At 71.2% G+C, this 23,553-nt stretch carries 22 protein-coding genes and 1 pseudogene; 11 read left to right on the forward strand and 12 right to left on the reverse strand.

Going from position 1 to position 23,553, the window contains the following annotated elements:
• Positions 1 to 1,279: pseudogene (locus tag GUY59_RS20465) on the reverse strand (hypothetical protein); the annotation flags it as partial.
• Positions 1,280 to 1,386: 107 nt separating this feature from the next.
• Positions 1,387 to 1,788: a YbaB/EbfC family nucleoid-associated protein gene (locus GUY59_RS20470; RefSeq protein ID WP_138201988.1), complete on the reverse strand. Its 402-nt coding sequence runs from the start codon at positions 1,786 to 1,788 to the stop codon at positions 1,387 to 1,389.
• 215 nt (positions 1,789 to 2,003) lie between these two features.
• Between GUY59_RS20470 and GUY59_RS20475 the strand changes: the two genes are divergently transcribed.
• Positions 2,004 to 4,001 carry a LysM peptidoglycan-binding domain-containing protein gene (locus GUY59_RS20475; RefSeq protein WP_138201989.1) on the forward strand — a complete coding sequence of 666 codons (1,998 nt, stop codon included), beginning with the start codon at positions 2,004 to 2,006 and terminating at the stop codon, positions 3,999 to 4,001.
• 75 nt (positions 4,002 to 4,076) lie between these two features.
• Positions 4,077 to 4,814, forward strand: a complete 738-nt coding sequence (locus GUY59_RS20480) for a hypothetical protein (protein WP_132333752.1) — start codon at positions 4,077 to 4,079, stop codon at positions 4,812 to 4,814.
• Here GUY59_RS20480 and GUY59_RS20485 read toward each other — a convergent pair.
• Entirely contained in the window at positions 4,808 to 5,317 is a 510-nt protein-coding gene (locus tag GUY59_RS20485) for a class I SAM-dependent methyltransferase (RefSeq protein WP_252375011.1), read from the reverse strand. The two genes, GUY59_RS20480 and GUY59_RS20485, sit on opposite strands and share 7 nt — an antisense overlap.
• A gap of 159 nt (positions 5,318 to 5,476) precedes the next feature.
• On the opposite strand from GUY59_RS20485, the gene GUY59_RS20490 reads away from it, so the two are divergent.
• From GUY59_RS20490 to GUY59_RS20510, 5 genes are all read left to right on the forward strand, one after another.
• Positions 5,477 to 7,204 carry a carboxylesterase/lipase family protein gene (locus GUY59_RS20490; protein WP_138201990.1) on the forward strand — a complete coding sequence of 576 codons (1,728 nt, stop codon included), beginning with the start codon at positions 5,477 to 5,479 and terminating at the stop codon, positions 7,202 to 7,204.
• On the forward strand, positions 7,201 to 8,457 hold the full coding sequence (locus GUY59_RS20495; protein ID WP_132333750.1) for a sensor histidine kinase: 1,257 nt from the start codon (positions 7,201 to 7,203) through the stop codon (positions 8,455 to 8,457). Before GUY59_RS20490 ends, GUY59_RS20495 begins: the two co-directional genes overlap by 4 nt.
• The gene (locus tag GUY59_RS20500) at positions 8,454 to 9,095 is read left to right on the forward strand and encodes a response regulator transcription factor (protein ID WP_132333749.1); all 642 of its coding nucleotides are present in this window, start codon (positions 8,454 to 8,456) and stop codon (positions 9,093 to 9,095) included. Before GUY59_RS20495 ends, GUY59_RS20500 begins: the two co-directional genes overlap by 4 nt.
• A gap of 99 nt (positions 9,096 to 9,194) precedes the next feature.
• Entirely contained in the window at positions 9,195 to 10,463 is a 1,269-nt protein-coding gene (locus tag GUY59_RS20505; protein WP_138201991.1) for a serine hydrolase domain-containing protein, read from the forward strand.
• Between the two features lie 184 nt (positions 10,464 to 10,647).
• Positions 10,648 to 11,079, forward strand: a complete 432-nt coding sequence (locus tag GUY59_RS20510; RefSeq protein WP_236667335.1) for a hypothetical protein — start codon at positions 10,648 to 10,650, stop codon at positions 11,077 to 11,079.
• Positions 11,080 to 11,217: 138 nt separating this feature from the next.
• Here GUY59_RS20510 and pip read toward each other — a convergent pair whose 3' ends face one another.
• Positions 11,218 to 12,117, reverse strand: a complete 900-nt coding sequence (gene pip, locus GUY59_RS20515) for a prolyl aminopeptidase (RefSeq protein WP_138201993.1) — start codon at positions 12,115 to 12,117, stop codon at positions 11,218 to 11,220.
• Here pip and GUY59_RS48855 point away from each other — a divergent pair.
• Positions 12,076 to 12,408 carry a putative quinol monooxygenase gene (locus GUY59_RS48855; protein WP_138201994.1) on the forward strand — a complete coding sequence of 111 codons (333 nt, stop codon included), beginning with the start codon at positions 12,076 to 12,078 and terminating at the stop codon, positions 12,406 to 12,408. The two genes, pip and GUY59_RS48855, sit on opposite strands and share 42 nt — an antisense overlap.
• Position 12,409: 1 nt before the next feature.
• On the opposite strand, the gene GUY59_RS20525 is transcribed toward GUY59_RS48855, so the two are convergent.
• The 6 genes from GUY59_RS20525 to GUY59_RS20550 form a co-directional block, all read right to left on the reverse strand.
• On the reverse strand, positions 12,410 to 13,297 hold the full coding sequence (locus GUY59_RS20525) for an amidohydrolase family protein (protein WP_289514051.1): 888 nt from the start codon (positions 13,295 to 13,297) through the stop codon (positions 12,410 to 12,412).
• Positions 13,298 to 13,418: 121 nt separating this feature from the next.
• Positions 13,419 to 14,741 (reverse strand): MFS transporter, encoded by a 1,323-nt coding sequence (locus tag GUY59_RS20530; protein ID WP_138201995.1) that lies wholly within the window; start codon positions 14,739 to 14,741, stop codon positions 13,419 to 13,421.
• Positions 14,742 to 14,850: 109 nt separating this feature from the next.
• Positions 14,851 to 15,690, reverse strand: coding sequence for an SDR family NAD(P)-dependent oxidoreductase (locus GUY59_RS20535; protein WP_201761113.1), 840 nt, complete (start codon positions 15,688 to 15,690; stop codon positions 14,851 to 14,853).
• A gap of 77 nt (positions 15,691 to 15,767) precedes the next feature.
• Entirely contained in the window at positions 15,768 to 16,859 is a 1,092-nt protein-coding gene (locus GUY59_RS20540; RefSeq protein WP_138201996.1) for a hypothetical protein, read from the reverse strand.
• Entirely contained in the window at positions 16,856 to 17,395 is a 540-nt protein-coding gene (locus GUY59_RS20545) for a UGSC family (seleno)protein (protein ID WP_138201997.1), read from the reverse strand. Before GUY59_RS20545 ends, GUY59_RS20540 begins: the two co-directional genes overlap by 4 nt.
• Positions 17,396 to 17,430: 35 nt before the next feature.
• Positions 17,431 to 17,673, reverse strand: coding sequence for a hypothetical protein (locus tag GUY59_RS20550; RefSeq protein WP_138201998.1), 243 nt, complete (start codon positions 17,671 to 17,673; stop codon positions 17,431 to 17,433).
• Between the two features lie 304 nt (positions 17,674 to 17,977).
• Between GUY59_RS20550 and GUY59_RS20555 the strand changes: the two genes are divergently transcribed.
• Complete coding sequence (locus tag GUY59_RS20555) at positions 17,978 to 18,832, forward strand: IclR family transcriptional regulator (RefSeq protein WP_201761114.1); 855 nt, start codon at positions 17,978 to 17,980, stop codon at positions 18,830 to 18,832.
• A 72-nt stretch (positions 18,833 to 18,904) separates the two neighbouring features.
• Here the strand turns inward: GUY59_RS20555 and GUY59_RS20560 are convergent, their stop codons facing one another.
• The gene (locus tag GUY59_RS20560; RefSeq protein ID WP_201761115.1) at positions 18,905 to 19,744 is read right to left on the reverse strand and encodes an SDR family NAD(P)-dependent oxidoreductase; all 840 of its coding nucleotides are present in this window, start codon (positions 19,742 to 19,744) and stop codon (positions 18,905 to 18,907) included.
• Between the two features lie 50 nt (positions 19,745 to 19,794).
• Positions 19,795 to 21,084 (reverse strand): phenylacetate--CoA ligase family protein, encoded by a 1,290-nt coding sequence (locus tag GUY59_RS20565; protein ID WP_138201999.1) that lies wholly within the window; start codon positions 21,082 to 21,084, stop codon positions 19,795 to 19,797.
• A 325-nt stretch (positions 21,085 to 21,409) separates the two neighbouring features.
• Here GUY59_RS20565 and GUY59_RS20570 point away from each other — a divergent pair, with 325 nt between their 5' ends.
• Positions 21,410 to 22,525, forward strand: coding sequence for a zinc-dependent alcohol dehydrogenase (locus GUY59_RS20570; RefSeq protein ID WP_138202000.1), 1,116 nt, complete (start codon positions 21,410 to 21,412; stop codon positions 22,523 to 22,525).
• A 17-nt stretch (positions 22,526 to 22,542) separates the two neighbouring features.
• Positions 22,543 to 23,547, forward strand: coding sequence for an amidohydrolase family protein (locus tag GUY59_RS20575; RefSeq protein WP_138202001.1), 1,005 nt, complete (start codon positions 22,543 to 22,545; stop codon positions 23,545 to 23,547).
• Positions 23,548 to 23,553: the final 6 nt, after the last annotated feature.

A 23,553-nucleotide genomic window follows, 5' to 3' on the forward strand; every position in this document is an offset into this window, starting at 1 on the left:
GGGTGGGGGTGGCCGTGACGGTCACCGTCGGCTGCGCGGTCTTCGTCCTGGTCGGGACGGACGTCGGCGTGCCCGTGGGCCGCTCGGCCGAGCGGGTCGGCACGGCCGTCGGCTGGACCGCCGTGGGCGTGTAGGTGGGGATCGGCAGGGGCGTGGGCGTGTCCTTCTGGCCGAGCGCCTCGTCGTACTTGCCGACCCGGTGGCCGCTGCCGTCCTTCTGGATGACCAGGGCTGTCTCGCTGAACTGGTCGTTCACCCAGAGCAGCCCGTCCTTGACGAAGACCTCCAGCGGCCCGGCCTTGCCCGTGACGACCTTCTCCGGCTCGAACTTCTTGGCCACGGTGTCGTACACGATGAGCCGGCCCGTGCTCTCGTTCGCGATGTAGATCCGCCGGCCGAGCGCCTGCGGCCTGCCCAGCTTGCCGCCCTTCACCGCGACGGTCGTCAGGGCTCCGCTGGCCGTGTCGACCAGGACGAGCGCGCCCTGCGCGGGCGCCAGCACGGGCACGACGTTGCTCTCGGCCACGGCCGGTACGAGCAGTCCGCCGGTGCCCGCGTCGGTGACGGTGCTGGGCAGGCTGACCTCGAGCCGGGTGCCGGTCGCTCCGATCACCATGGCGGAGGCGCGGGCGGAGTTGGTGACCAGCGGCACGCCGTTCGCGATCGTCAGCGTGAGCGGGTCGCCCGGCTCGCCGACCGTCACGGCCTTGCCCTTCTGGGCGCCGTTGATCTGGACGAGCGTGCCCTCCTCGGGGACGGGCACCCAGAGCGTACCGTTCTTGTCGATGCCCGCCTGCCCGAACGGCGGCTTCAACGTGATGGGCGTGCCGACCGTGGCCACGGTGAGCGGGTCGAGCTGCTGGACGGTGCCGCCGCGCGGGTCCAGCGCGTACGCCTTGCCCGCCGCCATCACGATCTCCATGCCGCCCGCGCCGAGCTTGCCGGTCTGGGCGACCTCCAGCTGGGTGGAGTCAATGCGGCTGACCTTGCCCGTGGACTCGTCGACGACGAGCACGTTGTCGCCGTCCTGCACCACCTTGAGCGCGTCGCCCTCGGAGGAGGCCAGGTCGACCCGGCCGTCCACCTGCCCGGACAGGCCGTTGGCGTGCACGACCTCGCCGTTGAGCGCGCTGGCCAGCCAGGCTCCCACGTCGGAGAGCTTGGGCCGGGCGCTCGACACCCCCGCGCCCAGGAACAGACCGGCCCCCACCAGCACGGCGACGAGCACGGACGCGACGATTCCCGCCACGCGCCGCCCCGCCGCACCCCGCCACCTCATGGCCACTTATTCACATCCCGCGACATTTGTGCACATGCGTATCCGCGCACACCCTAGGGCCGGGCCCGTGCCTGAGAACGTTCCTTCAAACAACCTGGAAATGTCGGTCAGCGCCCGTCGCGCTGCCGATCCTCGATGGCGCGCAAGTGTTCCTCCATCGACGTCTCGTACGACTCCAGCAGATCGCTGAAGTTCTCGTCGGGCAGGCCCACGCCGAGCGTGCCCGCCATGACCGCCTCCACCTTCCGCGCCACGTCGTCCTGGGCCTCCTGCGCGGCCCGCAACATCGCCTCGGCCAGACGCCGGCTGTCCATGCGCATGGCCCGCGGCGCCAGTTCGACCTCCGTCAGCCGGCCCGAGGGGCCGACCGTCACACGCACCTGCCCGTCGGCCGCCTCGCCGCGGCCGACCGCCATGTCGATCTCACTCCTGAGCTCCTCGACGCGGGCCAGCATCTCCTCCGCCCGCGCGGTGATGCGTTCCAGATCCTCGGGGTCGAAGTCGTTCACCGTACCTCCCGGCTCTTCTGCGGGGAGAGTACGGCGGGCCGAGTCCACTTCGGAAAAAGTTGAAGGGTGTCAAAATCGATTGCGCGTACACGAACATTAATGGAGCATTCCCACCAAGTAGCCGGCGGGGAAATACGCCTTACCGATGGCGGCACGCGCACGCCACCGGCCGCCTGTCCCGGGTCCGCGAGTCCTCTCCAGGGAAGGGTGTTCGTGTGAGTCAAGGGTTCGTCTCCATCGGCCCCGGCGGTCTCGACGAGCTCCACAAGGCTGGCAAGGCGTGCGCCGACACGGCCGCCGCGCTGTCCGGCGTCCTGCGCGAGTTCCAAGCCGGCGCCGCCCCCGAGGTGGACACGTACGACCTCATCGAGGAGGGCGCCGCCGAGTTCGCCAAGGGCTACGAGGCGTTCTTCAACGGCCTGTCGTCGGCCCTGTGGAAGCGCGAGACGACCCTGGTGCAGCTCGCCGAGGGGCTGCTGGCCGGCGCGGCCACCTACGACGCGGCCGGCAGCGGGCGGTCCGAACCGCAGCCGGCGCCCACGGCGGCCGAGCCACCGGACCCCGGCACGGTGTCGATCATCTGGAACGCCACCCTGGACATGCTCGGAATGGGCGGCGCGTACGAGGAGCAGCTCGCCCAGATGCGCGAGAGCTGCCTGGCCACCGCGAAGAGCCTCAGAGACGTGCACGACAAGCACATCTCCGCGATCGAGGCGCACGTGAGCCGGGCGGACTGGGCGGGCGACGCCGCCGACGCCTTCCGCGAGACCTGGCGCACCCACGTGAACCCGCCGGAAGGCAATACCGAGACGCCGGGCCTCCCCGACCTGGCCGCGCGGGCCGACGAGGCGGCGGCGATCATCGACAACGCGATCAAGGCCACCCAGGAGACCAAGAAGTACGTCGCCCTCTTCCTGGCCAGCCTCGGGGTGACCGTGGGGGTGGGCGCGGCGCTGAGCCTGGGCGCGCGGGCCGTCAACCGGCTGGCGGCACGGCAGGCGCTCGGCAGGGTGGCGCTCCTGCTGTCCACCCGCCACGCGAAACTCGGCGCCATGCTCCTCCGCCTCAACAGGATGCTGGGGCTCCGCTCCGGGACGCGGCTGCTGGGAGCCAAGGAGGCCGGACGCACGGTGCTGTCGGCGTACGCGAAGAACGCGGGGCTCGTGGCGGGCACCAACTACGTCAACTCCAGCCTGGCCAACACCTTGCGGGGACGCGAGGACCCGTGGGGGATCAACGTCAAGATGGCCGGCACACTGACCGGCCTCTCGCTCCTCGGCGGAGGGGTCGGCTTCGTGAAGGGCCTCGCCCCCGTTGCGCGGCTGGCGCAGAACCATCCGATGGCGTTCGCCATCGGGCTCGAAGGGGCGCTCAACGCGGGCGCCAGCACCGGCCTCAGCCTGCTCTACGACGGCAAGCCGCTGGGGGCGGCGCTGAAGGACGGCCTGACCGTCGGCGGCGTCAGTGCCCTCTTCGGCGGCGGGTACGCGCGGTTCCTACGCGACAGGACCGGCCTGCGCCACCACGCTTTCCACAAGGCGGACAAGTGGGACCTCAGACTGTCGGCGGCGGACCCGTCGAAGCCGCTGACGCCGATGAACGCGCAGTTCACCCCCCGCCGCCTCTTCTCCTGGATGGACCCGGCTAAGCACGGGTACGTGCCGGTGGTGGGGAGAGGCGCGGGCGACCCCACGACCGTCTGGGCGCCGAAGAACAGCGTGTCGGCCAGGGCGCGGGAGTTCCAGTTGTGGAACCCCCAGTCGGCCCTGAACAAGATCAGCAACTGGCCCAAGGCCGCGCAGGTGCCCGCGCAGGGGCTGGTGAACTTCAGCTCCAAGCCGGTCAGCGCCTTTCTGGACGGCTCGCCGTTCGTGAAGGGCCGCCTGCTGGGTCTTCTGCCCGGAACGATCTCCTACGGCCTCGTGCCGCGCGGCCAGGTCGACACCCCGCCGTTGTCCGTCCCCGGGCACGACGACTGGACGTCCGAGGCGCCCGTACCGACCCTGCCGCCGCCCACGCCGGGCGGCGGGGAGCGGATCGTGGCGCCCGGCGACACGCTGAGCCACATCGCCGTGGACGAGTACGGCGACCCGCGCCACGCGCAGACCGTCTACGAGGCGAACGACGACATCGAGGGCATCACCCCCGACCACATCGAACCCGGATGGCGCCTCGACATCCCCGAGATCCCCACCGGCGAGAAGCCCCGCTGAGGTGCGGGAACGTTGACGGTTAACCGTTTCTTGAAGTGGAACGCCCGGTCAATGTTCGTCGCTAGCCTCTGCTGGATGTTCTCTGCTATCAGAAAGTCGGCGGTGGCCGTCGCGGCGCTCGCCCTCGCCTTCGTCGCCGGCGCCGCACCCGCCCACGCCGCCGGGCTCGGCACGTACGGCGATTTCTCCCGCATGTTCGACAAGAGCGCCGGCCAGTTCTGGTCGGGCTCGTGGCGCAACCAGTGGGCATGGGAGCCGAAGGGCGGCAACGTCTCGCACATCAGGTGGGGCGACCCGGCCAAGTGGCCGCCGGCCAACTACGAGAAGTTCCAGCGCGTCGGCGACTGGGTCAAGCTCGACGGCTACGGCAACAGCGAAGGCATGCTCAAGCAGCGCGTCACCAAGGAGCGGATCGGCGACGTCAACTGCAAGAACATGAAGCCGCTGCTGTCGCTCGACGGCAAGCAGCACTATGTGAAGTGGACCGTCCAGCCGGAGGCGTACTGTCTCGAGGCCTGGGGGAAGATCCTCATCCCCGGCGGCACCGACGTGGACTTCTACCACAAGCAGGTGTGGTTCCCGCCGTCCGGGCCCACCTGCGCCAACAAGTACTTCAAGGGCCGAACCTGCATCAAGCAGTTCGAGATCTGGAAGGACAACAACCGGGGCAACGGCGACGTCGGCGGGCCGCTGGAACTGCGGCACAAGCGGGACAACATCTTCGCCAAGGGCATGGGGCCGGCGTTCATCATCCACAACTACTTCCCGAACGACGGCTGGCAGGCCGAACTGCGCCAGGCCTGGACCTACTGACCTCCGTCCTCTCGCCGGCGCGAAGCGGGAGCGGTCAGCCCGGACGGCGGGCGACCAGGGCGAAACGGCGGGCGGTCACCTGCTGGGTGACGAACGTGCCCCCCGGGGGCGAGGAGACGGCGGACCTCGTGCGGGTCGTACGCCTCGTGCCGGTCGACGATCAGCTCGAACGCCCCGGTGGGGAGCGGTAGCGTCCCCTCCCCACCGGCCGCCACCACCTCGACGCCCAGCGGCTCCAGGCGGCGTCGGGCGACCGGCACGTTCGGCGGGTGCCCTTCGGTGGCCACCGTGCGCGGCGGCAGCGGGGCCAGCGACGCCAGCAGCTCGCCGCCTCCCGTGCCCAGGTCGAGAAGCGAAGCCGTGCCGGGCAGCCGCTCGCGCACCATGCCCGCGTAGTCCCACGGCAGGTCGCCCGTCACCGTCATGCGGCCGTCGAACACGGCGAAGTCCCAGCCCTCGAACGGCGTGGCCAGCGCCTCCTGGATCAGCTCGTCGTAACCCACACCGCGATCATGCCTTCTCCTCCGGCCTGGCGCATCCCCGTCGTGTCCTCGGCGTCACGCGGTCGCGTCGTTCCGGACGGCCGGATGTCAACCATCGGATGAAGGGTCGCAACCTCCGGCCGTACCGGCGGGCGGGGCGGCGTTCCTAACGTGCGGGTCATGGATATGAGACGGCGGAACACGGTGGTCGCGGGGGCCGTGGCGCTCCTGCTCGCCCAGGGCTGCGCCACGCCGCAGGGCGGCGCGACGCCCGCGCGGGGTGCCGGTGCGGGCGGTCCTGATGCGGTGCTGGACAGCGGACGGATCCGAGGAGTCCATGACGGGGATGTCGTGCGATATCGCGGTATACCGTACGCCCAGCCGCCCACCGGGGACCTTCGCTGGCGCCCGCCCCGGCCCGTCGCCCGGTGGCAGGGCGTGCGCGACGCGACGACGTCCGGCCCCGCCTGCCCCCAGGCCAGCGAGAACCCCAAGGAGAGCAGCGAGATGGAGAACTGCCTCACCCTCGACGTCACCGTCCCCAGAAAGCCGGCCCCCAGCGCACCTGTCCCCGGTGAACCGGGCTCCCGGAAGGCGGGCTCCGGGAAGACGGGTTCCGGCCAACCAGGCTCGGGCCAAGCCGGCTCGGGCGCGTCGGGCGGCGCGGGCAGGCCGGTGATGGTCTGGTTGCACGGCGGCGGCTTCACCGCGGGCCGCGGCGCCGACTACGACCCGCGCCGCCTGGCCGTCCAGGGCGACGTCGTCGTGGTCACCGTGGAGTTCAGGCTCGGCGTGCTCGGCTACGTCGCGCTGCCCGGCATGCCCGGTGGCGGCACGTTCGGGCTGCAGGACCAGCAGGCCGCGCTGCGCTGGGTACGGCGGAACGCGGCGGCCTTCGGCGGCGATCCGGGCAACGTGACGTTGTTCGGCGAGTCCGGCGGCGGCATCGCCACGTGCGGCCAGCTCACCGCGCCCGGCGGCAAGGGCCTGTTCCACAGGGCCATCGTCCAGAGCGGCTCGTGCGGCACGGCCCTGCTGCCCAACGCGACCGGTCCCGGCACGCCGAAACTGTCGTTCTGGCGCCCGCTGAAGGAGACGTACGCCGCCACCCGCTCGGCGGCGCGGCAGGTGGGCTGCCCGGCGGGGAAGGACGCGGCGAAGACGCTCCGTTGCCTGCGCGGCAAACCGGTCAAGGAGCTGCTGGAACTCACCGGGATGTTCACGGCGGCCTCGTACGGCGGCCCGGCGCTGCCCCTCTCCCCCGAGCGGGCGCTGCGCAAGGGCGACTTCGCCCGCGTGCCCGTGCTCACCGGGCACACCAGCAAGGAGGCGCTGGTGTTCGCCGGCGTGATGAGCCTGCTCGGCGAGCCGGTCACCGACGAGAACCTCCCCGAACTGCTCCGTCAGGGCTTCGGCCGCAGGGCGGAGGAGATCGCCCGCCGGTACCCCAGGGACGACTACGCCACCCCGAGCGAGGCGTGGGCCGCCCCCAACACCGACGCCATGTTCGCCTGCCCCCACGCGAGGGACGGCGATGCCCTGGCCCGCCGGACGAAGGTGTACGCCTACGTCTTCGGCGACGACACCGCGCCGCCGTTCGTGCCGACGTTGCCGGGGTTCCCCGCGGGGGCGCAGCACGCCTCGGAGCTGGCGTACCTGTTCGACGTACGGGACAAGCCGATCAACCTGGACGGCGAGCCCGTGCCGCTCACCCGGACCCAGCTGTCGGTGGCCCGGGATATGGTGGCCGCCTGGGCGTCGTTCGCGCGGACCGGCACGCCGTCCTCCGGCGACCGGGCCTGGCCGCGCTGGGGCTCCGGCGGGCGGGTCGCGCACCTGATCACCGAGCGGCCGGGAAGCACCGCCACGACGCCCGCGCCCCGGTGCGCCCACTTCGATCGACCATGACCGACACCACACCGTCTTCGAGCGACGCCAGGAGGGTCCAGGCCTTCCTGGTCGTCGTCATGGCGGCGTTCGCCCTGCTCGACCTGGCACTCTACCGGAGCGTGCAGCGCACGAGCGGCCCGTTCGGCCCGGCCGCGGGGCTGGCGCTAAGCCTGGCCGCCGACGCCTGCCTGCCGTTCCTCGTACGGTTCACGCGGGTGGTCGCCATGCTCGTCTGCGCGGGCTCGGCGCTCGCCGCCGTCGGCGACACGCTGGCTCCCGGGTCGTTCACGCCGCTCGACCCTGTGACGCCGACGACCGTGCCCCTGTGCACGCCGGCGATCGTGTGGTTCGTTGTCAACAGGCTGCCGCGCCGGGAGGCGGTGGCGTACGTCGCGGTCCTGGCGCTGGCCGCCACCCGGTTGTGGAGGCCCGAGTGGGAGATCGCCTACGGCGGGATCGTCGCCACGGTGCTGCCCGGCGCTCTCGGCGTGTACGCCCGCGCCCGCCGCGAGCTGCTGCGATCGTTGCGGGAGCGGGCGGAGAGCACCGAGCGCGAGCGGCGGCTGCTCGCCGAACGGGCGAAGGCGGCGGAGCGGCAGCGGGTGGCGGGCGAGATGCACGACATCGTCACCCACCACGTCACCGAGATCGTCCTGGCCGCCGGGGCGTTGAAGGTATCGGCGGCCGACCACGAGGTCCGGGCGGCGGCCGAGCACATCCGCGACGCGGGCTCGCGCACGCTGACGGAGCTGCGCGACCTGATCGGCGTCCTGCGCCGCGGCCACGCGCACGAGCCCTGCCAGCCTGCGCGCGTCACGCTCGACCCGTCCGGTCTGGGCGTCCTCGTCGGCTCCGCCACCTCCGCGGGCAACCCGGCCACCCTGCGGGTCACCGGCACGCCGGAGGCGGTGACGCCGGCGATCGCGAGGGGCGCGTACCGCGTGGTGCAGGAGGCGCTCACCAACGCCAGGAAACACGCGCCCGGCGCGCCTGTCGAGGTCGAGCTGGCCCATGACCGCGACCGGCTGACCGTCACGGTCGCCAACGCCCCTCCACCGGCGGGTTCGGCGGCGAGCTCGGCGGCGGTTTCCGTGGCGGCCGGGTCAGGGCTGGCGGCGAGCGGTTCCGGGCTGGGGCTCGACGGTCTGCGGCGGCGGGTGTCGCTGCTGGGCGGCCGTTTCGCGGCTGCCCCCGAAGCGGACGGCGGATTCCGGGTCTCGGCCACCCTGCCCGTGTCAGTGCCCACGGACGACCGCCTGGACACCCCATGATCAGAGTACTCGTGGCCGACGACGACCCCATGGTCCGCCACCACCTTCGCGCCATCCTCACCTCGACGGGCGAGGTGGAGGTGGTGGCCGAGGCCGAGGACGGCGCGGAGGCGGTGGAGGCCGTGCTGCGCGCCGCTCCCGACGTCGTGCTGATGGACATCAGGATGCCCGGCGTGGACGGCATCACCGCCACCGCCGAGATCGCCAGGCTGCGCACGCCCCCGGTGGTGGTGGCCCTGACCACGTTCGACTCGGACACCCACGTGCTGCGCGCGCTCCAGGCCGGCGCGAACGGTTTTGTCGTGAAGTCGACCCCACCGCAAGACCTGATCGACCTGGTCAAGGTCGCGGCCCAGGGCGCCACCGTGTTGTCGCCGTCCGCCGCCCGTCACCTCGTGTCCCGCTCGGCGCCGGCGGACGACGCCGTGCGGGAGAAGCTGGCCGGGCTGAGCGAACGCGAGCGCGACGTGCTGGCCTGCCTCGGCGAGGGCCTGACCAACGGCGAGATCGCGGCCCGCCTGTTCCTGTCCGACTCGACCGTCAAGAGCTACATCTCGCGCCTGCTGGGCAAGCTCGACCTCGCCAACCGCACCCAGGCGGGCCTGCTCGCCCATCAGGCGGGTCTGGTCGGTCCCTGACCAAGACCTATGTCATGACGTCGACATGACGTCTGTCATGTCGAGCCGGTGACAGCGCGGACTGCCCATGACCAGGCTGGATGGATCAGGATAATCGTCATGATCTCCCCTCGAATGCGACACACCAGGCGGCTGGCCGCCGCAGCCGCGCTGCTCACCACGGCGACCCTGATGGCCCCGGGCACCGCCGCGGCCGCTCAGGATCCCGTGCTGGACCGGCAGGCGCTGCAGCAGTCGCTGGACGCCGCGCACAAGGCGGGGATGTACGGCATGCTCTCGACGGTCCGCGACGGGAACCGTACGTGGCAGGGCGCCACCGGCGTCGCCGACGTGACGACCGAACGGCCGATGCACCCGAGGATGACGCACCGGGTCGGCAGCATCTCCAAGACCTTCGCGTCCGTGGCCGTGCTGCAGCAGGTGGCGAGCGGCACCATCGAACTGGACGCCCCCATCGGCCGTTACCTGCCCGACCTCGTTTCCGGCGAGCGCGGCAAGAGGATCACCGTACGGATGTTGCTCAACCACACCAGCCACATCGCCGACTACCTCGCTCCGGCGTTCCCCTCGCTGCTGGAGGGCAAGACCAGCAGCCTGGACGAGCACCGGTTCCGTAAGATCAAGCCGGCGGAGCTGGTGAAGATGGGCCTGGAGGGAACCCCGACGGGCGAGCCCGGCGCGACGCCCGGCTCCTACTCCAACACCAACTACGTGATCATCGGCCTGCTCCTGGAGAAGGTCACCGGCGAGAACGCCGAGCGCCACATCACCCGCAACGTGATCCGCAAGGCGGGCCTGCGGCACACGTCCTACCCGCGCACGCCCCGCATCCCCGGGGCCCACTCGAAGGCGTACGAGTCGTGGTACGGGCTGATCGACCCGCCGCGCGACTACAGCGTCTACGACATGTCGTTCGTGCGCACGGCCGGTGACGTCGTGTCCACGATGGACGACCTCAACCGGTTCTACCGGGAGTTGCTGCGCGGGCGGCTGGTCGGCGCGAAGCAGCTGGCCGAGATGCAGAAGACGGTGCCCGTGAACGCGGGCGGCGGATACCTGCTCTACGGCCTCGGGCTCTACGCCGCCGACCTGCCGTGCGGCCGGTTCTGGGGGCACGACGGAGCCGTCTTCGGCATGGGTGCGCAGTCGCTGTCCAGCCCCGACGGAAAGCGCCAGATCTCGTTCGGGATGAACTTGATGAAGTACCAGCGCGTCGGCGACGACGGCCAGCTGGAGCCGAGCGAGATCGACAACGCGATGGGCAACCATCTGGTCCTGGCGTTGTGCGGGAAGGGCGGCGCGACCGCGAAGTCGGAGCAGAAGCCGTTCGTGCCGTTCCCGACGGGCCGGACGACCGTCAAGCGCTGACCTGCACAAAGGCCGATATATCGCCATACTCGGCCCCTCCGGGGCCGCCTGCGCAAGGTGCCTGGTCTGTGGACTTATCCACATAAGTGCTGTGTGTGGATTTGTCCACAGATGATCGCGGCGAGTCTCCGTAATGTCCCTGGTGTGCCGGGAACGACCGGCACACCGACACGGGGAGGACCCAATGCGTAAGACCCTTGCGATCGCGACTCTGGCCGGCTCGATGGCCGTCACCGGCATCGCTCTCACCCCCGCCGCCCAGGCCGCCACCCAGGCCGCCACCCAGTCCACCGCTACGACCGCCGCCGACGCGTTCCACAGCGGTGGCAGCTGGGGCAAGTTCTTCTCCAGCGACCGCAAGGCGTACACGTTCGGGAAGACCTGGAAGCAGCACGGCAAGGTCCACACGAAGTGGTACGGCGTCGACAAGCGCGGCGGCAAGAAGGCCTGGGTCTGGTTCGAGGTCTACCAGAACGGCCACTGGAAGAGGTTCAACAAGGCCTGGGACGGCAAGGTCGTCGGCAGCTGGAGCGGGCGGGGCGTCAAGAAGGCCTACACGTTCACCTGCTGGGCGGGCAAGTTCGACAACTGCGGCCGCAAGTACCGCATCTACTAGACACCCATCCCCGAGGCCCGGCGGACACCCGCCGGGCCTCGGCCGTGTCATAGAACACGCCCAGCACCGTGGCGAGCCGGCCGGGACGGCTCCGCAGGGATGCCGGAGCCGCGGATCCTGGCCTTACATGATCCGAGCCTAGGCCCCGCCGCGGAAACGGTCGGTGGCCGCGACGAGCCGGTGCAGCGTGCCGGGCTCCGCACCCGCGTGCCCGGCGTCGTCCACGAGCTGGAAGTCGGCCTCCGGCCAGGCCAGATGCAGGTCCCAGGCGGCCTGCGGCGGCGTCTTCATGTCGTAGCGGCCGTTGACGATCACGCACGGGATGTGCCGGATCGCGCCGACGTCGAGCAGCTCGCCGTCGCGCAGGAAACATCCCTGGCTGAAGTAGTGCGCCTCCACGCGCGAGAACCCCACCACGTCGCGGTCGTCCAGCGCCGGCGGCGGCACGGGCAGCAGCCAGTTGGCCGACAGCTCCCAGGCGGCCCACGCATGTGCCGCCGGCACGTGCACCGCCGGGTCCGGGTCGAACAACCGGCGATGGTAGGCGTGCACCATGTCGTCGCGCTCTTCCGCCGGGATGTGGTCGCGGAAGGCCGCCCACTCCTCGGGGAACAGCCGCGCCGCGCCCGTGCCGGTGAACGCCCACGCCTCGTCGGCGGCACTGGCCAGGTAGATGCCGCGCAGCACGAGTTCGCTCACCCGGCCGGGGTGGCGGCGCGCGTACGCCAGCGCCAGCGTGCTCCCCCAGGACCCGCCGAACACCAGCCACCGCTCGATCCCCAGCAGCTCTCTCAGCCGCTCGATGTCCGCGACCAGATGCCAGGTGGTGTTGGCCGCCAGCGACACGCCGGGGTCGCCGGCGTGCGGCCGGCTGCGCCCGCAGTTGCGCTGGTCGAACAGGATGATCCGCCTCGTCGCACTGGGCGATTCCTTAGAACGGAATTCGGCAGCCGATAGACTCGAACCAGTGGCGCCGCCGACCGGGAGAGCACTCAGATGATCTTCATTACCGCCAAGTTCCGCGTCCTGCCGGAGCACGCCGACCGCTGGCCGGAGATCACCGCGGAGTTCACCGAGGCGACCCGCGCCGAGCCCGGCTGCCTGTGGTTCGACTGGACACGCAGCCTCGACGACCCCACCGAATATGTCCTCGTCGAGGCGTTCCGCGACGACGAGGCCGGCGCGGCGCACGTGGGCTCCGACCACTTCCGCAAGGCCCGGCAGACGCTGCCGCCCCACCTCGCCGAGACCCCGCGCATCGTCAACACGACCGTCCCGCAGGACGACTGGTCCGAGCTCGGCGAGATGGCCGTGCCCTCCCGCGGCTGACTCAGCCCCGCAGCCCCAGCAGGCGTGCGGCGTTGTCCTTCAGGATCAGGGGGCGCACCTCCGGCTTGATCTCAAGCTTGTCGAAGTCGGCCAGCCAGCGGTCCGGCGTGATCACCGGGTAGTCGGAGCCGAAGAGCACCTTGTCCTTCAGCAGCGAGTTGGCGTAGCGCACCAGTTGCGGCGGGAAATACTTCGGCGACCATCCCGACAGGTCGATGTAGACGTACGGCTTGTGGGTGGCGACCGCGAGGGCCTCGTCCTGCCAGGGGAACGACGGGTGCGCCAGCACGATCCGCAGCTCGGGGAAGTCGACCGCCACGTCGTCGAGCAGCATGGGGTTGGAATACCGCAGCCTGATCCCGCCGCCGCCGGGGACGCCCGCGCCGATGCCCGTCTGGCCCGTGTGGAACAACGCCGGCACGCCGAGCTCCTCGATGGCCTCGTACAACGGGTAGGCCATGGGATCGTCGGGCGAGAAGCGCTGCACGCTCGGGTGGAACTTGAAGCCGCGCACACCGTAGTTCGCGACGAGACGGCGGGCCTCGCGCGCACCCGCCCTTCCCCGCCACGGGTCGATGCTGGCGAACGGGATCAGCACGTCGGCGTGCTCGGCGCAGCTCTCGGCCACCTCCTCGTTCGCGATCGGCGGATGCCCCGTGGCGTGCTCGGCGTCCACCGTGAACACGACCGCCGCGATCCGCCGCTCCCGGTAGTACGCGGCCATCTCCGGGATGGTCGGACGGGGATGCGCCTTGAAGTATGTCGCCGAGGCCTCGAACAACTCAGGGCTCAGGGACCCGTGCCCGTTCCTGGAGACCTCGGCGTGCGTGTGCACGTCGATCGCGAGCAGGTCGTCGAGGTTCAGCCGCCCCGGCATCTGGTCTGGCACGTGTCCGGCCTCCTGCGTCTCGCCGCGGCGCGACGCCGCGGAACCACACCGGTGACAAATGTACGCCGCGCGGGTCGAAGCCCGGCGCCCTCGCTCCCGCGCGGCGGATCGTGCACCCCGGCTAGACCTCCGGCGCCACGGCCGGGGCGCCGACCTTCTTCACGGGCTCGCGCGCCGCCGCGGTGTACTTGATGCCGCTCACGGCCACCAGGCTCACCGCGCCCAGCACGGTCAGGAACACGGCGACCGGCGTGGACGAGCCGAACGCGGCGTACAGGGCGGGGAAGGCCGGGGTGACGGCGCCGGCGACCGTGCCGCCCGCGGCGTAGGCGATGGAGATGCCGCTGTAGCGGACCTTGAGGTCGAACATCTCGCTGAACAGGCCGCCCTGCGCGCCGGCCATGATGCCCTGCACCACCGCCGCCACCAGGAACGCGATCAGGGCCGGCACGGTCTCGCCGGTGTTGACCAATGCGAACATCGGCACCGGCCACACCACCGCGGTGATCGCGCCGACGATGTAGAGCCGCTTGGCGCCGTACCGGTCGGACAACACCGCGGACGCGATGATCGCGAGGATCCACACCGAGGTCGACGTCAGGATCAGCGTGAGCAGCGTGTTGCGCTCGAAGCCGGCCACCTGGGTCCCGTAGGTGAGCATGTACACGGTGACGGCGTAGCCCACCGCGGGCGGCGCGATCGCGGCCAGGCCGCCCAGGATGAGGTTGCGCGGGTGCCGGCGCAGCAGTTCGGCGAAGGGAACCTTGCTGATCGTGCGCTCCTTCTTCGCCTTGGCGAATTCGGGCGTCTCCGACAGGCGCAGGCGTACGACGAAGCCGACGATGACCAGCGCCGCGCTCAGCAGGAACGGGATGCGCCAGCCGTAGGAGAAGAACGCCTCGTCGTCCATGCCGGCGACGGCCAGGAACGCCAGGTTGGAGGTCAGCACACCGATCGGCACCCCGAACTGGGCGAAACTTCCATAAACCGCGCGACGGTGTGGTGCGGCGTTCTCCGTGGAGATGAGCAGCGCGCCGCCCCACTCGCCGGACACGCCGAAGCTCTGGACGAGACGGAGCGAGACCAGAAGCAGCGGCGCTCCGATGCCGATCGCCGCGTACGTCGGCAACGTTCCGATGAGGAAGGTGGACCCACCGGTCAGGATCAGCGTCAGCACGAGCATCGACTTGCGGCCGATCCTGTCGCCGAAGTGACCGATGACCGCGGCGCCCAGCGGCCGGACCAGGAATCCGGCGGCGAACGCCGACAACGACGCGAGCGTGGCGGCCTCGGGCGACGCGTCCGGGAAGAACAGCCGGGGGAACACCAGCGCCGCGGCCGTGCCGAAGATGAAGTAGTCGTACCACTCGATCGACGTGCCGATGAAGCTGGCAGCGAAGAGCCCTTTGATCGATGGAGGCTTGGACGTGCCGTCGTGGGTCATGGGTGGCACTCCTCAGAGCGGGGTGGATGTCGGCGGTTTGCGGAGTTGTAGGGACCGTATTTCGTACGGGTGCCGCAGATCGTGGGTCATCTGCGGCACCTGGACTACGTCATCTGTCGCGGTCGCGGCCGGCAGGGGCCGCGACGGGCGGCGGCCGGCGCGAGGGCCCGCCGTCGACGTCGAGGAGGTGCCCGGAGATCCACCGGGCCCGGTCGCTCAGCAGGAACAGCGCGGCCTGGGCGACGTCCCAGGCGGTGCCCTCGGTCATGAGCGCGGTGCTCTCGCGCCGCGCCGCGCGCGCCTCCTCGGGCATGTTGGCGGCGGCGAACGACCCCCAGATCATGCCGACCCGCACGCCGTTGACCCGGATGCCCTGCGGTCCGAGGGTGGCCGCGGCGCCTTCGGTCAGATTCTCCAGCCCCGCCTTGGCCAGGGAGTACACCATCCCGGGCCCGCGCGCCCGCACGGTCACCGAGGAGATGTTCACGATCGAGCCGCCACGCGGCAGCACGGGGACGGCGTGCCGGGTGACCTGCCAGGCTGAGGTGAGGTTGACCGTCATCAGTTCGGCGAACCGGTCGGGAGTGACCTCGAACAACCCCGCGGGGTCGCCCGACGCGACGTTGTTCACCAGGGCGTCGAGCCCGCCGAGGCGGGCCGCCGCCTCGGTGACGGCGGCGGCGCACGCCCGGTCGGAGGTCACGTCGGCGACCACGGGCACCGCATCGCCGCCGTCCTCGCCGATCACCTTCACGGTACGGCCGGCGGCGGCCGCGTCCCGGTCGAGCACCGCGACCCGCGCGCCGTGCGCGGCGAGCACCCGGGCGATGGCGTAGCCGACGCCCGGCAGCGCTCCGTTCTGCCCGGCCCCGGTGACCAGGGCTGCGCGACCCGCCATCCACCGGGCCCCGGCACCGGCGAACGGATCGGCCGGCGGATCGTCGGACATGAGCTCCTCCCCTGTCGAACGGCCCTGCCACGAGCCCCCGGGACCGCGCGGAAGGTCCGGGGCCGGGGTCGTGTGCTTCATGGGGCCGGAGGCGCCGCGCCGTCGCGGGGTGGTTCGACCCTGGCCGAGATGCCGGACCAGTTGGAGAACACCCGGACCACCATGGAGATCCCGGCGTTGCGGGCCCCCGCCACGACGATCGGCAGGTTCTTGGGCGCGCCGTCGGCGAAGTACCGGTGGAAGGCGCCGGGCTCGCCGTCGTCGCTCTGGCGCCGGACGTTGCCGTGCACGTGGTTCTTGCCGGCCCTGGCCAGGTCGGCCTCGGACCGCCCGCAGCGCTCGATCAGCCAGTCGCGCACGTCGGCCTTGCTCATTCCGGCCGCGGCCAGCATCTGGGCGTGCTCCGGGCAGAAGACCACGCCCGCGCTGGCGTGGCGGAAGATCCAGCTACCGGTACGCGAGATCGTGTCGGCGAAGTCGCCGAGCAGCGCCTCGGGGTCGTCGGTGTGCCGGTTGTCGACGAACTCACTGGTCCTGAGCAGGGTCGTGGAGACGGCGTCGACGCCGGCGGCCACCCCGCCGTCCACCGAGAGCGGCTCCCACGGGCTTTCCTCCTCGTTCTCGGCGACGCACATCGCCCACCGTCCGGGAACGCCCTGGGTCGCCTGCTCCAGCACGTGCGGCACCACGCCGAGCCCGTTGCGCACGATCAGCCCGATCGCCCTGGCCACGGTGGCGTTGGCGCGGAAGCCGGGCCCGAACACGCCGCCGGTGGCGTTGAAACCCAGCCGCCGGCGTACCGGGCCGTTGACCACGATGAGCGGCGCGGGGCCGCTGGTGCTCTGCCAGCCGCCGCCCACGGTGGAGCGTTCGGCCATCAGCGCGTCCCAGGCGCCCAGCACCACAGGGAAGTATTCGGGCCGGCAGCCCGCCATCGCCGCGTTGATGGCGGCCAGCTCGACCGAGACCTCCCGTTTGAGGTGGTCGAGCCGGCCGATGACCTCGTCGGCGGGCCGTGACGTGGTGGCGAGGAACGTGTCGACCAGTTCGCGCGTCGCCGGCACGACGGGCAGGCCGTCGGTCCAGCCCTTGTCGTACATGTACTCGATGGACCTGTGCGCGCCGTCCAGAGGGTCGGTGACCTGGGCGTCGAGGGTGCCGCCGGTCATCGGGAGGGCTCGCAGACCCGGCCGGCCACGTCGGCGACCAGCTGGGCGGCGCGTTCGGCGATCTGCTCCTCGTTGAGCACGGCCACCGGGTGCGGGGTCAGCAGCATCTCGAAGTTCTCGTCGCCGTGCACGCCGGCCATCGCCCGCGCGGTCACCTCGAACGCGTCGCTGACGATCACCGCGGCCGGGACGCCCACCCGTTCGAAGGCGATGCCGTCGGCCGCCGCCGCCGCGCTGCACGACCCGCAGTCGCCCACGCCGGTGATCACCACGTCGCTGACGGCGGCGATCTCCTTGAGCATCGGCTCGTCCACCGGGAAGGCGACATGCGGCTTGGTGCGCTGGATCGTCACCACCGCGCCGTAACGGTCACGGAGCAGGTCGCCGAGCTCGGTCAGCAGCTGCGCGGCGTTCCGCTTGGTATTGTTCAACAATCCGACGCGGGCGCCGGCCAGACTCAGCAGCCTTCTCGCGGACACCGCCACGTTCGCGGGCCGTACTGACAGGCCGGTCGGGTCAAGGATTCGGTCGAACATCCCTCAAACACCTCTTCTCGGCTCGTGGCCCCTCATCAGGCGTGGTTCGCCGGAGCGACGTCGCTGGGATAGGAGAGCCGGATGCCGTCGGGCCCCACGCCGAGGATCGGCGCCAGCATGCTCACCATCATGTTCTTGGGGACCAGGCAGTCGGGGCAGCTTCCGGCTCCGGCGGTGATCCGCACGTCGAAGCCGGGGCCCGCCTCCTCGACGGTCAGCTTGTAGCCGTCGACGGCCAGGGTGGACCGGATCTGCTCCAGGCGTGTTTCGTCGCGCATCTTCGCCTCACTCGTGATCGGGGCCGCGGGGTACGTCCGGCGGGGTGACCGGGTGCGACTACGACCCTGCTCAGAGCAATGTAGACCGTGGCATCTCAGATGAAATCTCGACTTTCGTGACACGGAAGGGCTAGTTGCATTTCGTCCGCATGCCCTGTTTGCCGTTCGAGAGGGAAGCCCCCTTTCCGTCCAGCGGAAGGGATTTTCGCCCAATTTGTGCTACTATCGAAAGGCTGTCCGTTTATGTAGCCTGGTTTACGCCCATGTAACCTAGGTCACGTCATACGGACAGGCAGGTGAATTGGTGACTGTCCTGGCAGACAAGTCTCTCGAACCCCATCGCCTGACATCGGCCCAGCGCGTGCTCTGCATTCTCGGCGTCTTCGACACCGAGAACCTGGCGCTGTCCCTCAGCGACATCAGCCGCAGGACCGGCCTCACGCTCAGCACGACCCATCGGCTGCTGAACGAACTACGCCGCTGGGGTGCGCTGTCCCGGCACAGCGACGGCAAGTACAGCATCGGCCTGCGCATCCTGGAGCTCGGCACCCTGGCGCCGCAGGGCGGCCAGCTGCGGGAGATCGCGCTGCCGTACCTGCACGACCTGCAGCACGCCACCCGGGGTAACATCCACCTCGGCGTGCCGGAAGGGCACGACGTCATCTACGTCGAGTCGTTGCGCGCCCGCGACACCGTCCCCGTGCCGAGCCGGCTCGGCGGGCGCTGGCCCATGCACGCGACCGGCACCGGGCTGGTGCTGCTCGCCCACTCCTCCCAGGAGTTCCAGGAGGAGGTGCTCGCCTCCAAGCTGCGCCGCTACACCGACCACACGCTCACCGACCCCGACGCGCTGCGGCACTTCCTGGCCGAGGTGCGCAAGTCGGGCGTCGCCATCGTGCAGAGCCAGCTCACCTACGACGTTATGGCCGTCGCCGTCCCCATCCGCGGCCCGCGCGACCGCGTCGTGGCCGCGGTCGGCATCACCGTGCCGCTCGGCTCGCCGTCCCCGCACTCCCTGGTGCCCGCGCTCGCCGCGACCTCCCGCAGCATCTCGCGCGCGCTCGGAGCGCCCTCGGCCGTCGCCGACGCCGGGGTGCCGCGCCAGACCGCGCACTGGCAGGTGCGCGAGGTGAAGTACTCCAGCCCCGTGGGCTCCTGAGCGGCGCGCCTCACGCGAACGCGCCGGGAACGGCCCGCTCCCCTGACGCGGGCCGGTCCCGTACGCGGCCGGTCACTCCCCCGACGGCACGGAGGTGATCGGCTCGATCGAGTAGCGGTGCGGGGGGCCGCCCTCGACCGGCATGATGTGCCCGGATATCCACCGGGCCCGGTCGCTCAGCAGGAACAGCGCGGCGTGGGCGATGTCCCAGGAGGTGCCCTCGGTCTTCAGCGAGGTGCCCTCGCGGCGCTGTTCGCGCATCTCCTGGGTCATGGGGCCCTTCGCGGCGAACGCCCCGTAGATGGCGCCGACCGCGACGCAGTTGACGCGGATGCCCTGCGGCCCGAGCGTGGTCGCCGCGCCCTCGGTCATGTTCTCCATGGCGGCCTTGGCCACGCAGTAGACCAGTCCGGGCCCGCGCCTGCGCGCCCCGACGGACGAGATGTTCACGATGGAGCTGCCGCGCGGCAGCACGGGGACGGCGTGCCGGGTGATCGACCACGCGGACTTGAGGTTGATGTCCATCAGCCGGTCGTAGTGCTCGGGGGTGGTGTCGAACAGCCCGCTCCGGTCGCCCGCCGCGACGTTGTTGACCACCGTGTCGAGAGCGCCCAGGCGGTCGACCACCTCGGCGACCGCACTCGCGCAGGCCCGGTCGTCGGTCACGTCGGCGATCACGGAGATCGCCTCACCGCCGTCCTCCGCGATCAGCTTCACCGTGCGCTCGGCGGCCTCCACGTTCCTGTCGAGCACGGCGACCCGGGCGCCGTGCCTGGCCAGCACCCGGCAGATGGCGTACCCGACACCCGGGTAGGAGGTGTTCTGGCCGCCCCCGGTGACCAGCGCGGTGCGTCCGGTCATCCACCGGGGCCCCGCGTCGGCGAAGGGGTCGATCATCGGATCGTCTGACATTGCCTGCTCCTATCCTGGTGTGCCTGACCGGCCCGCCCGCGGCCGGGCCGTCAGCCGGCGATCCGGGTCAGGCGGGACTTCATCTCCGTACGCTCCAGCGAGCCCGGCGGCACGAGCACGACAGTCGCCCGTACGGTCAGCCGGGCCCTGATCAGCTCCTCGATCTCCTGCCGCAGCCGCTCCTGGTCGCACGGTTCCTCGCCGAGCTCCACGTCGACCCGCAGCGGCGGCTCCACCCGCGGTCCAGGGCCGGGCAGGACGACCTGGACCACGCCGTTCGTCCGGGGATGCAGGGTCTGCGCCAGATCGCGGATCGCGGTGGGGAACACGTTCACCCCCAGCACGATCAGCATGTCGTCGGTACGCCCCACGCACCGGATGAGCGGCGCGCCGTCGCCGGCGAGCCCCGTCACCAGCACCCGGTCCCGCGTACGGAACCGGACGAGCGGGCAGCACTCGCGGTCCACCGAGGTGTAGACGAGCTCGCCCGTGGCGCCCGGCTCGGGGTCGATCGGCTCCCCCGTGTCCGGGTCGATGAGCTCCACCACCACGTGCCGGCCACCGGTGAACCGCATGCCGCCGGCCCCCGGAGGCTCGGCGAACAACACCGGCGCCATGTCCGCGTTGCCCAGCCCCTCGGTGACGCGGGCGCCCCACTCCTCCTCCATGCGCTGCTGGAACGCGGGCTCCCCGCCGCCGGGCTCGCCCCCCACGAAGATCTTGGTGATGCCGAACTCCCTGGGGTCACGTCCCAGCTTGCGTACGTATTCGGCCAGGTAGCGCACGTACGAGGGGGTGGCGTGCAGCGCGGTGACGCCCAGGGACTCCAGTGCCTGCACCGCCTTGTCCGACGCCCCGGTGCCGATGGGGACCATCGTGCAGCCGATGCGTTCCAGCGCGTCCCTGATCGGCAGCCCGCCCACGAACAACGTCAGCCCCGAGCCGTGCAGCACGACGTCCTCGCGCCGCGCGCCCATGGTCATGAACGCGCGGGCCACCATCTCGGTCCACGTTTCGGAGTCACGCCGGGTCACGCCCACCCAGCTCGGCTTGCCGGTCGTGCCGGTGGAGGCGTGGACGCGGATCACGTCGGCCATGTCCGCGCCCGCGTGCCGCCCGAGCGGGGGCGAACCGGCCTGGGATTCGCGCAGCAGCTGTTTGTCCGTGAAAGGCAGTTTGCGCAGGTCGTCGAGGGAGACCAGCGCCGCCGTGTCGACTCCGTGCCCGGCAAACAGGTCGGCGTAGAACGGAGAGCGCGCCGGCAGCCCGGCGAGCTGCGCGCGGAGCATCGCGGTGACGGTCTCTCGGTCCTCTGCCGCGACGAAGCCGGGTTTGATCACTGATCGTCCTTCCGGAGAGGTGGGAGTGCCGGTGCTCGGATGGGCGGCGGAAGCACTCACGGTGCCCCGCGCCACGAAGCCGTGGCGAAGCGGCCGCGGCGCATGAGTCGGAGTCGAGGCGAGGCCTTCGAGCGAAGGTCAGCGGTGCTTCACTATGCCCAGCGGGCCGGATGACGGGCCACCTGACTTTCGCGTCGCGGAAAGCAAATGCACGCCCGTGAACAGCGCGCATGATTGCTTTCCGTGACGTGAAATCCTCGTCGCATTCCCCTGCCGTCGCCGACATCCTGGCAGCGAAACCCGCCAGGAGAGAGGCCCGCATTCGATGGCAGACACGGTACGCGCGGCAGTGCAGATCGCCCCCAACAAGATCGAGGTGCGCGAGTTCCCCCGTCCGCGGATCGGCGAGGACGACGGACTGCTGCGCGTTGAGGCCAACGGCGTCTGCGGCAGCGACGTCGAGATCTTCAGGGGGCACCTCGGGTCGATGGACCAGGAGAACCCGAAGCCGTTCGTGCCCGGCCACGAGCCGATGGGCATCGTCGAGGAGGTCGGCGAGCGGGCCGCCGAACGGTGGGGCGTCAAGCCCGGCGACCGGGTGGCCGTCGAGATCATCATCCCGTGCCACGCCTGCCGCCGGTGCCTGACCGGGCACTACCAGTCGTGCCCCAACCGCAGGCCGGGCCACGGAGTGGCGTCGCTGGACGTGGCGCCGTCGCTCTGGGGCGGGTTCGCCGAGTACATGTACCTGTCGCCCCACACGATCCTGCACCCCATCGACCCGGCCCTCCCCGCCGAGGTGGCCGCCATGTTCAACCCCCTCGGCGCGGGCGTGCGCTGGGCCTGTCATCTGGGCGGCGTGGGGCTCGGGGACACCTTGCTGGTGCTCGGGGCCGGGCAGCGCGGCCTGTCCGCCGTCATCGCGGCGCGGGCGGCCGGCGCCGGCACGATCATCGTCACCGGCCTGGAGTCGGACGCCCACAAGCTGGCCCTGGCCCGCGAGTTCGGAGCCGACCACACGATCGTCGTCGACGGCGAGCAGGCCGAGGACACCGTGGAGCGGGTACGCGAGATCACCGGCGGCGAACTGGCCGACGTCGTGCTGGAGCTCACCCCCATGGCCGCGGGGCCGGTCACGGACGCGCTGCTGTCGGCGCGGCACGGCGGCCGGGTGGTGCTGGCCGGGCTCAAGGGCCGCCGCGAGATCCCGCTGCGCACCGATCTGATCATCAACCGCGCCCTCACCGTCGTCGGCGCGTTCGGCGTGGACCACCGTGCCTACCGCGAGGCGATCGGCATCATCGAGTCGCGCCGCCATCCCCTGGAGAAGCTGCACACCCACTCCTTCGGGCTGGACGACGCCGTCCTCGCCATCGAGACCCTCGGCGGCGGCGTGCCGGGTGAGGCCGCCGTACACGTCTCGGTACACCCCCACTCCTGAGGTCTCTGAGGTTCGCCATGCTTGTCGACGCCCACGCCCACCTGCTGCCCCGCGACTACCCGGCCGACGCCCCCGGATGTTTCCCGCGCATGGAGCCGATCGACGGCGACACCGCGCGCCTGCTGGTGTTCGGCGCGACCCGGTTCCGCGCCCGCGAGGTGTTCTTCGACGCCGAGCGCCGCGTCGAGGCGATGGACGCCTCCGGTGTCAGCGCCGAGGTGCTCACGCCCATGCCGCCGCTGCTCCGCTACGACCTGCCACCCGCCGACGGGCTGTCGCTGGCCCGGCACGTCAACGAGTTCACCGCCACGCTGTGCGCCGCCGACCCCCGGCGGCTCATCGGCTTCGGCATGGTGCCGATGCAGGACCCGGACGCCGCCGCCACCGAGCTCAAGGCGGTACGCGAGGCGGGCCTGCACGGCGTGGAGATCGCCTCCAACGTCCTGGGCGCCTCCATCGGCGACGAACGTTTCCTGCCGTTCTTCGCCGAGGCCGAACGGCTCGACCTGCCGATCTTCGTGCACGCCATGCCCGCCCCCACCGACCGGCTGCCCCGCTCGGCCATGGGCACGTACGTCGTGGGCCTGGAGGGCGCGCTGGCCGCCGCGTCGCTGATCACCGGCGGCACCGCCGCGGCCTGCCCGGACCTGCGTGTCTCCTTCAGCCACGCCGCGGGCGGTTTCCCGCTCATGCTCCCCCGCGCGCAGTACTTCTGGAGCGGCACCTGGAACGAGGAGCCGCCCGTCCCCGAACGCGCGATCGCGCACACCGAGGGCCCGTCGCCGCTCGACCACGCCCGCCGCTTCTACTACGACTCGATGGTCTTCGACCGCCGCGCCCTGCGCTATCTCATCGACCTGCTCGGGCACGACCGGCTGCTCGTCGGCTCCGACTTCCCCGCCATGGAGCGCGAGGACCCGGCCGGGCGCACGCTGCGCTCCCTCGACCTGCCCGAGGCCGTCCTGGCCGACATCACGTGGCACAACGCCTACCGCTTCCTGGGCGTCGACCCGCCCCGATGAGCCGGT

Source organism: Nonomuraea sp. K271 (assembly GCF_009908215.1).
Lineage (GTDB): Bacteria > Actinomycetota > Actinomycetes > Streptosporangiales > Streptosporangiaceae > Nonomuraea > Nonomuraea longispora.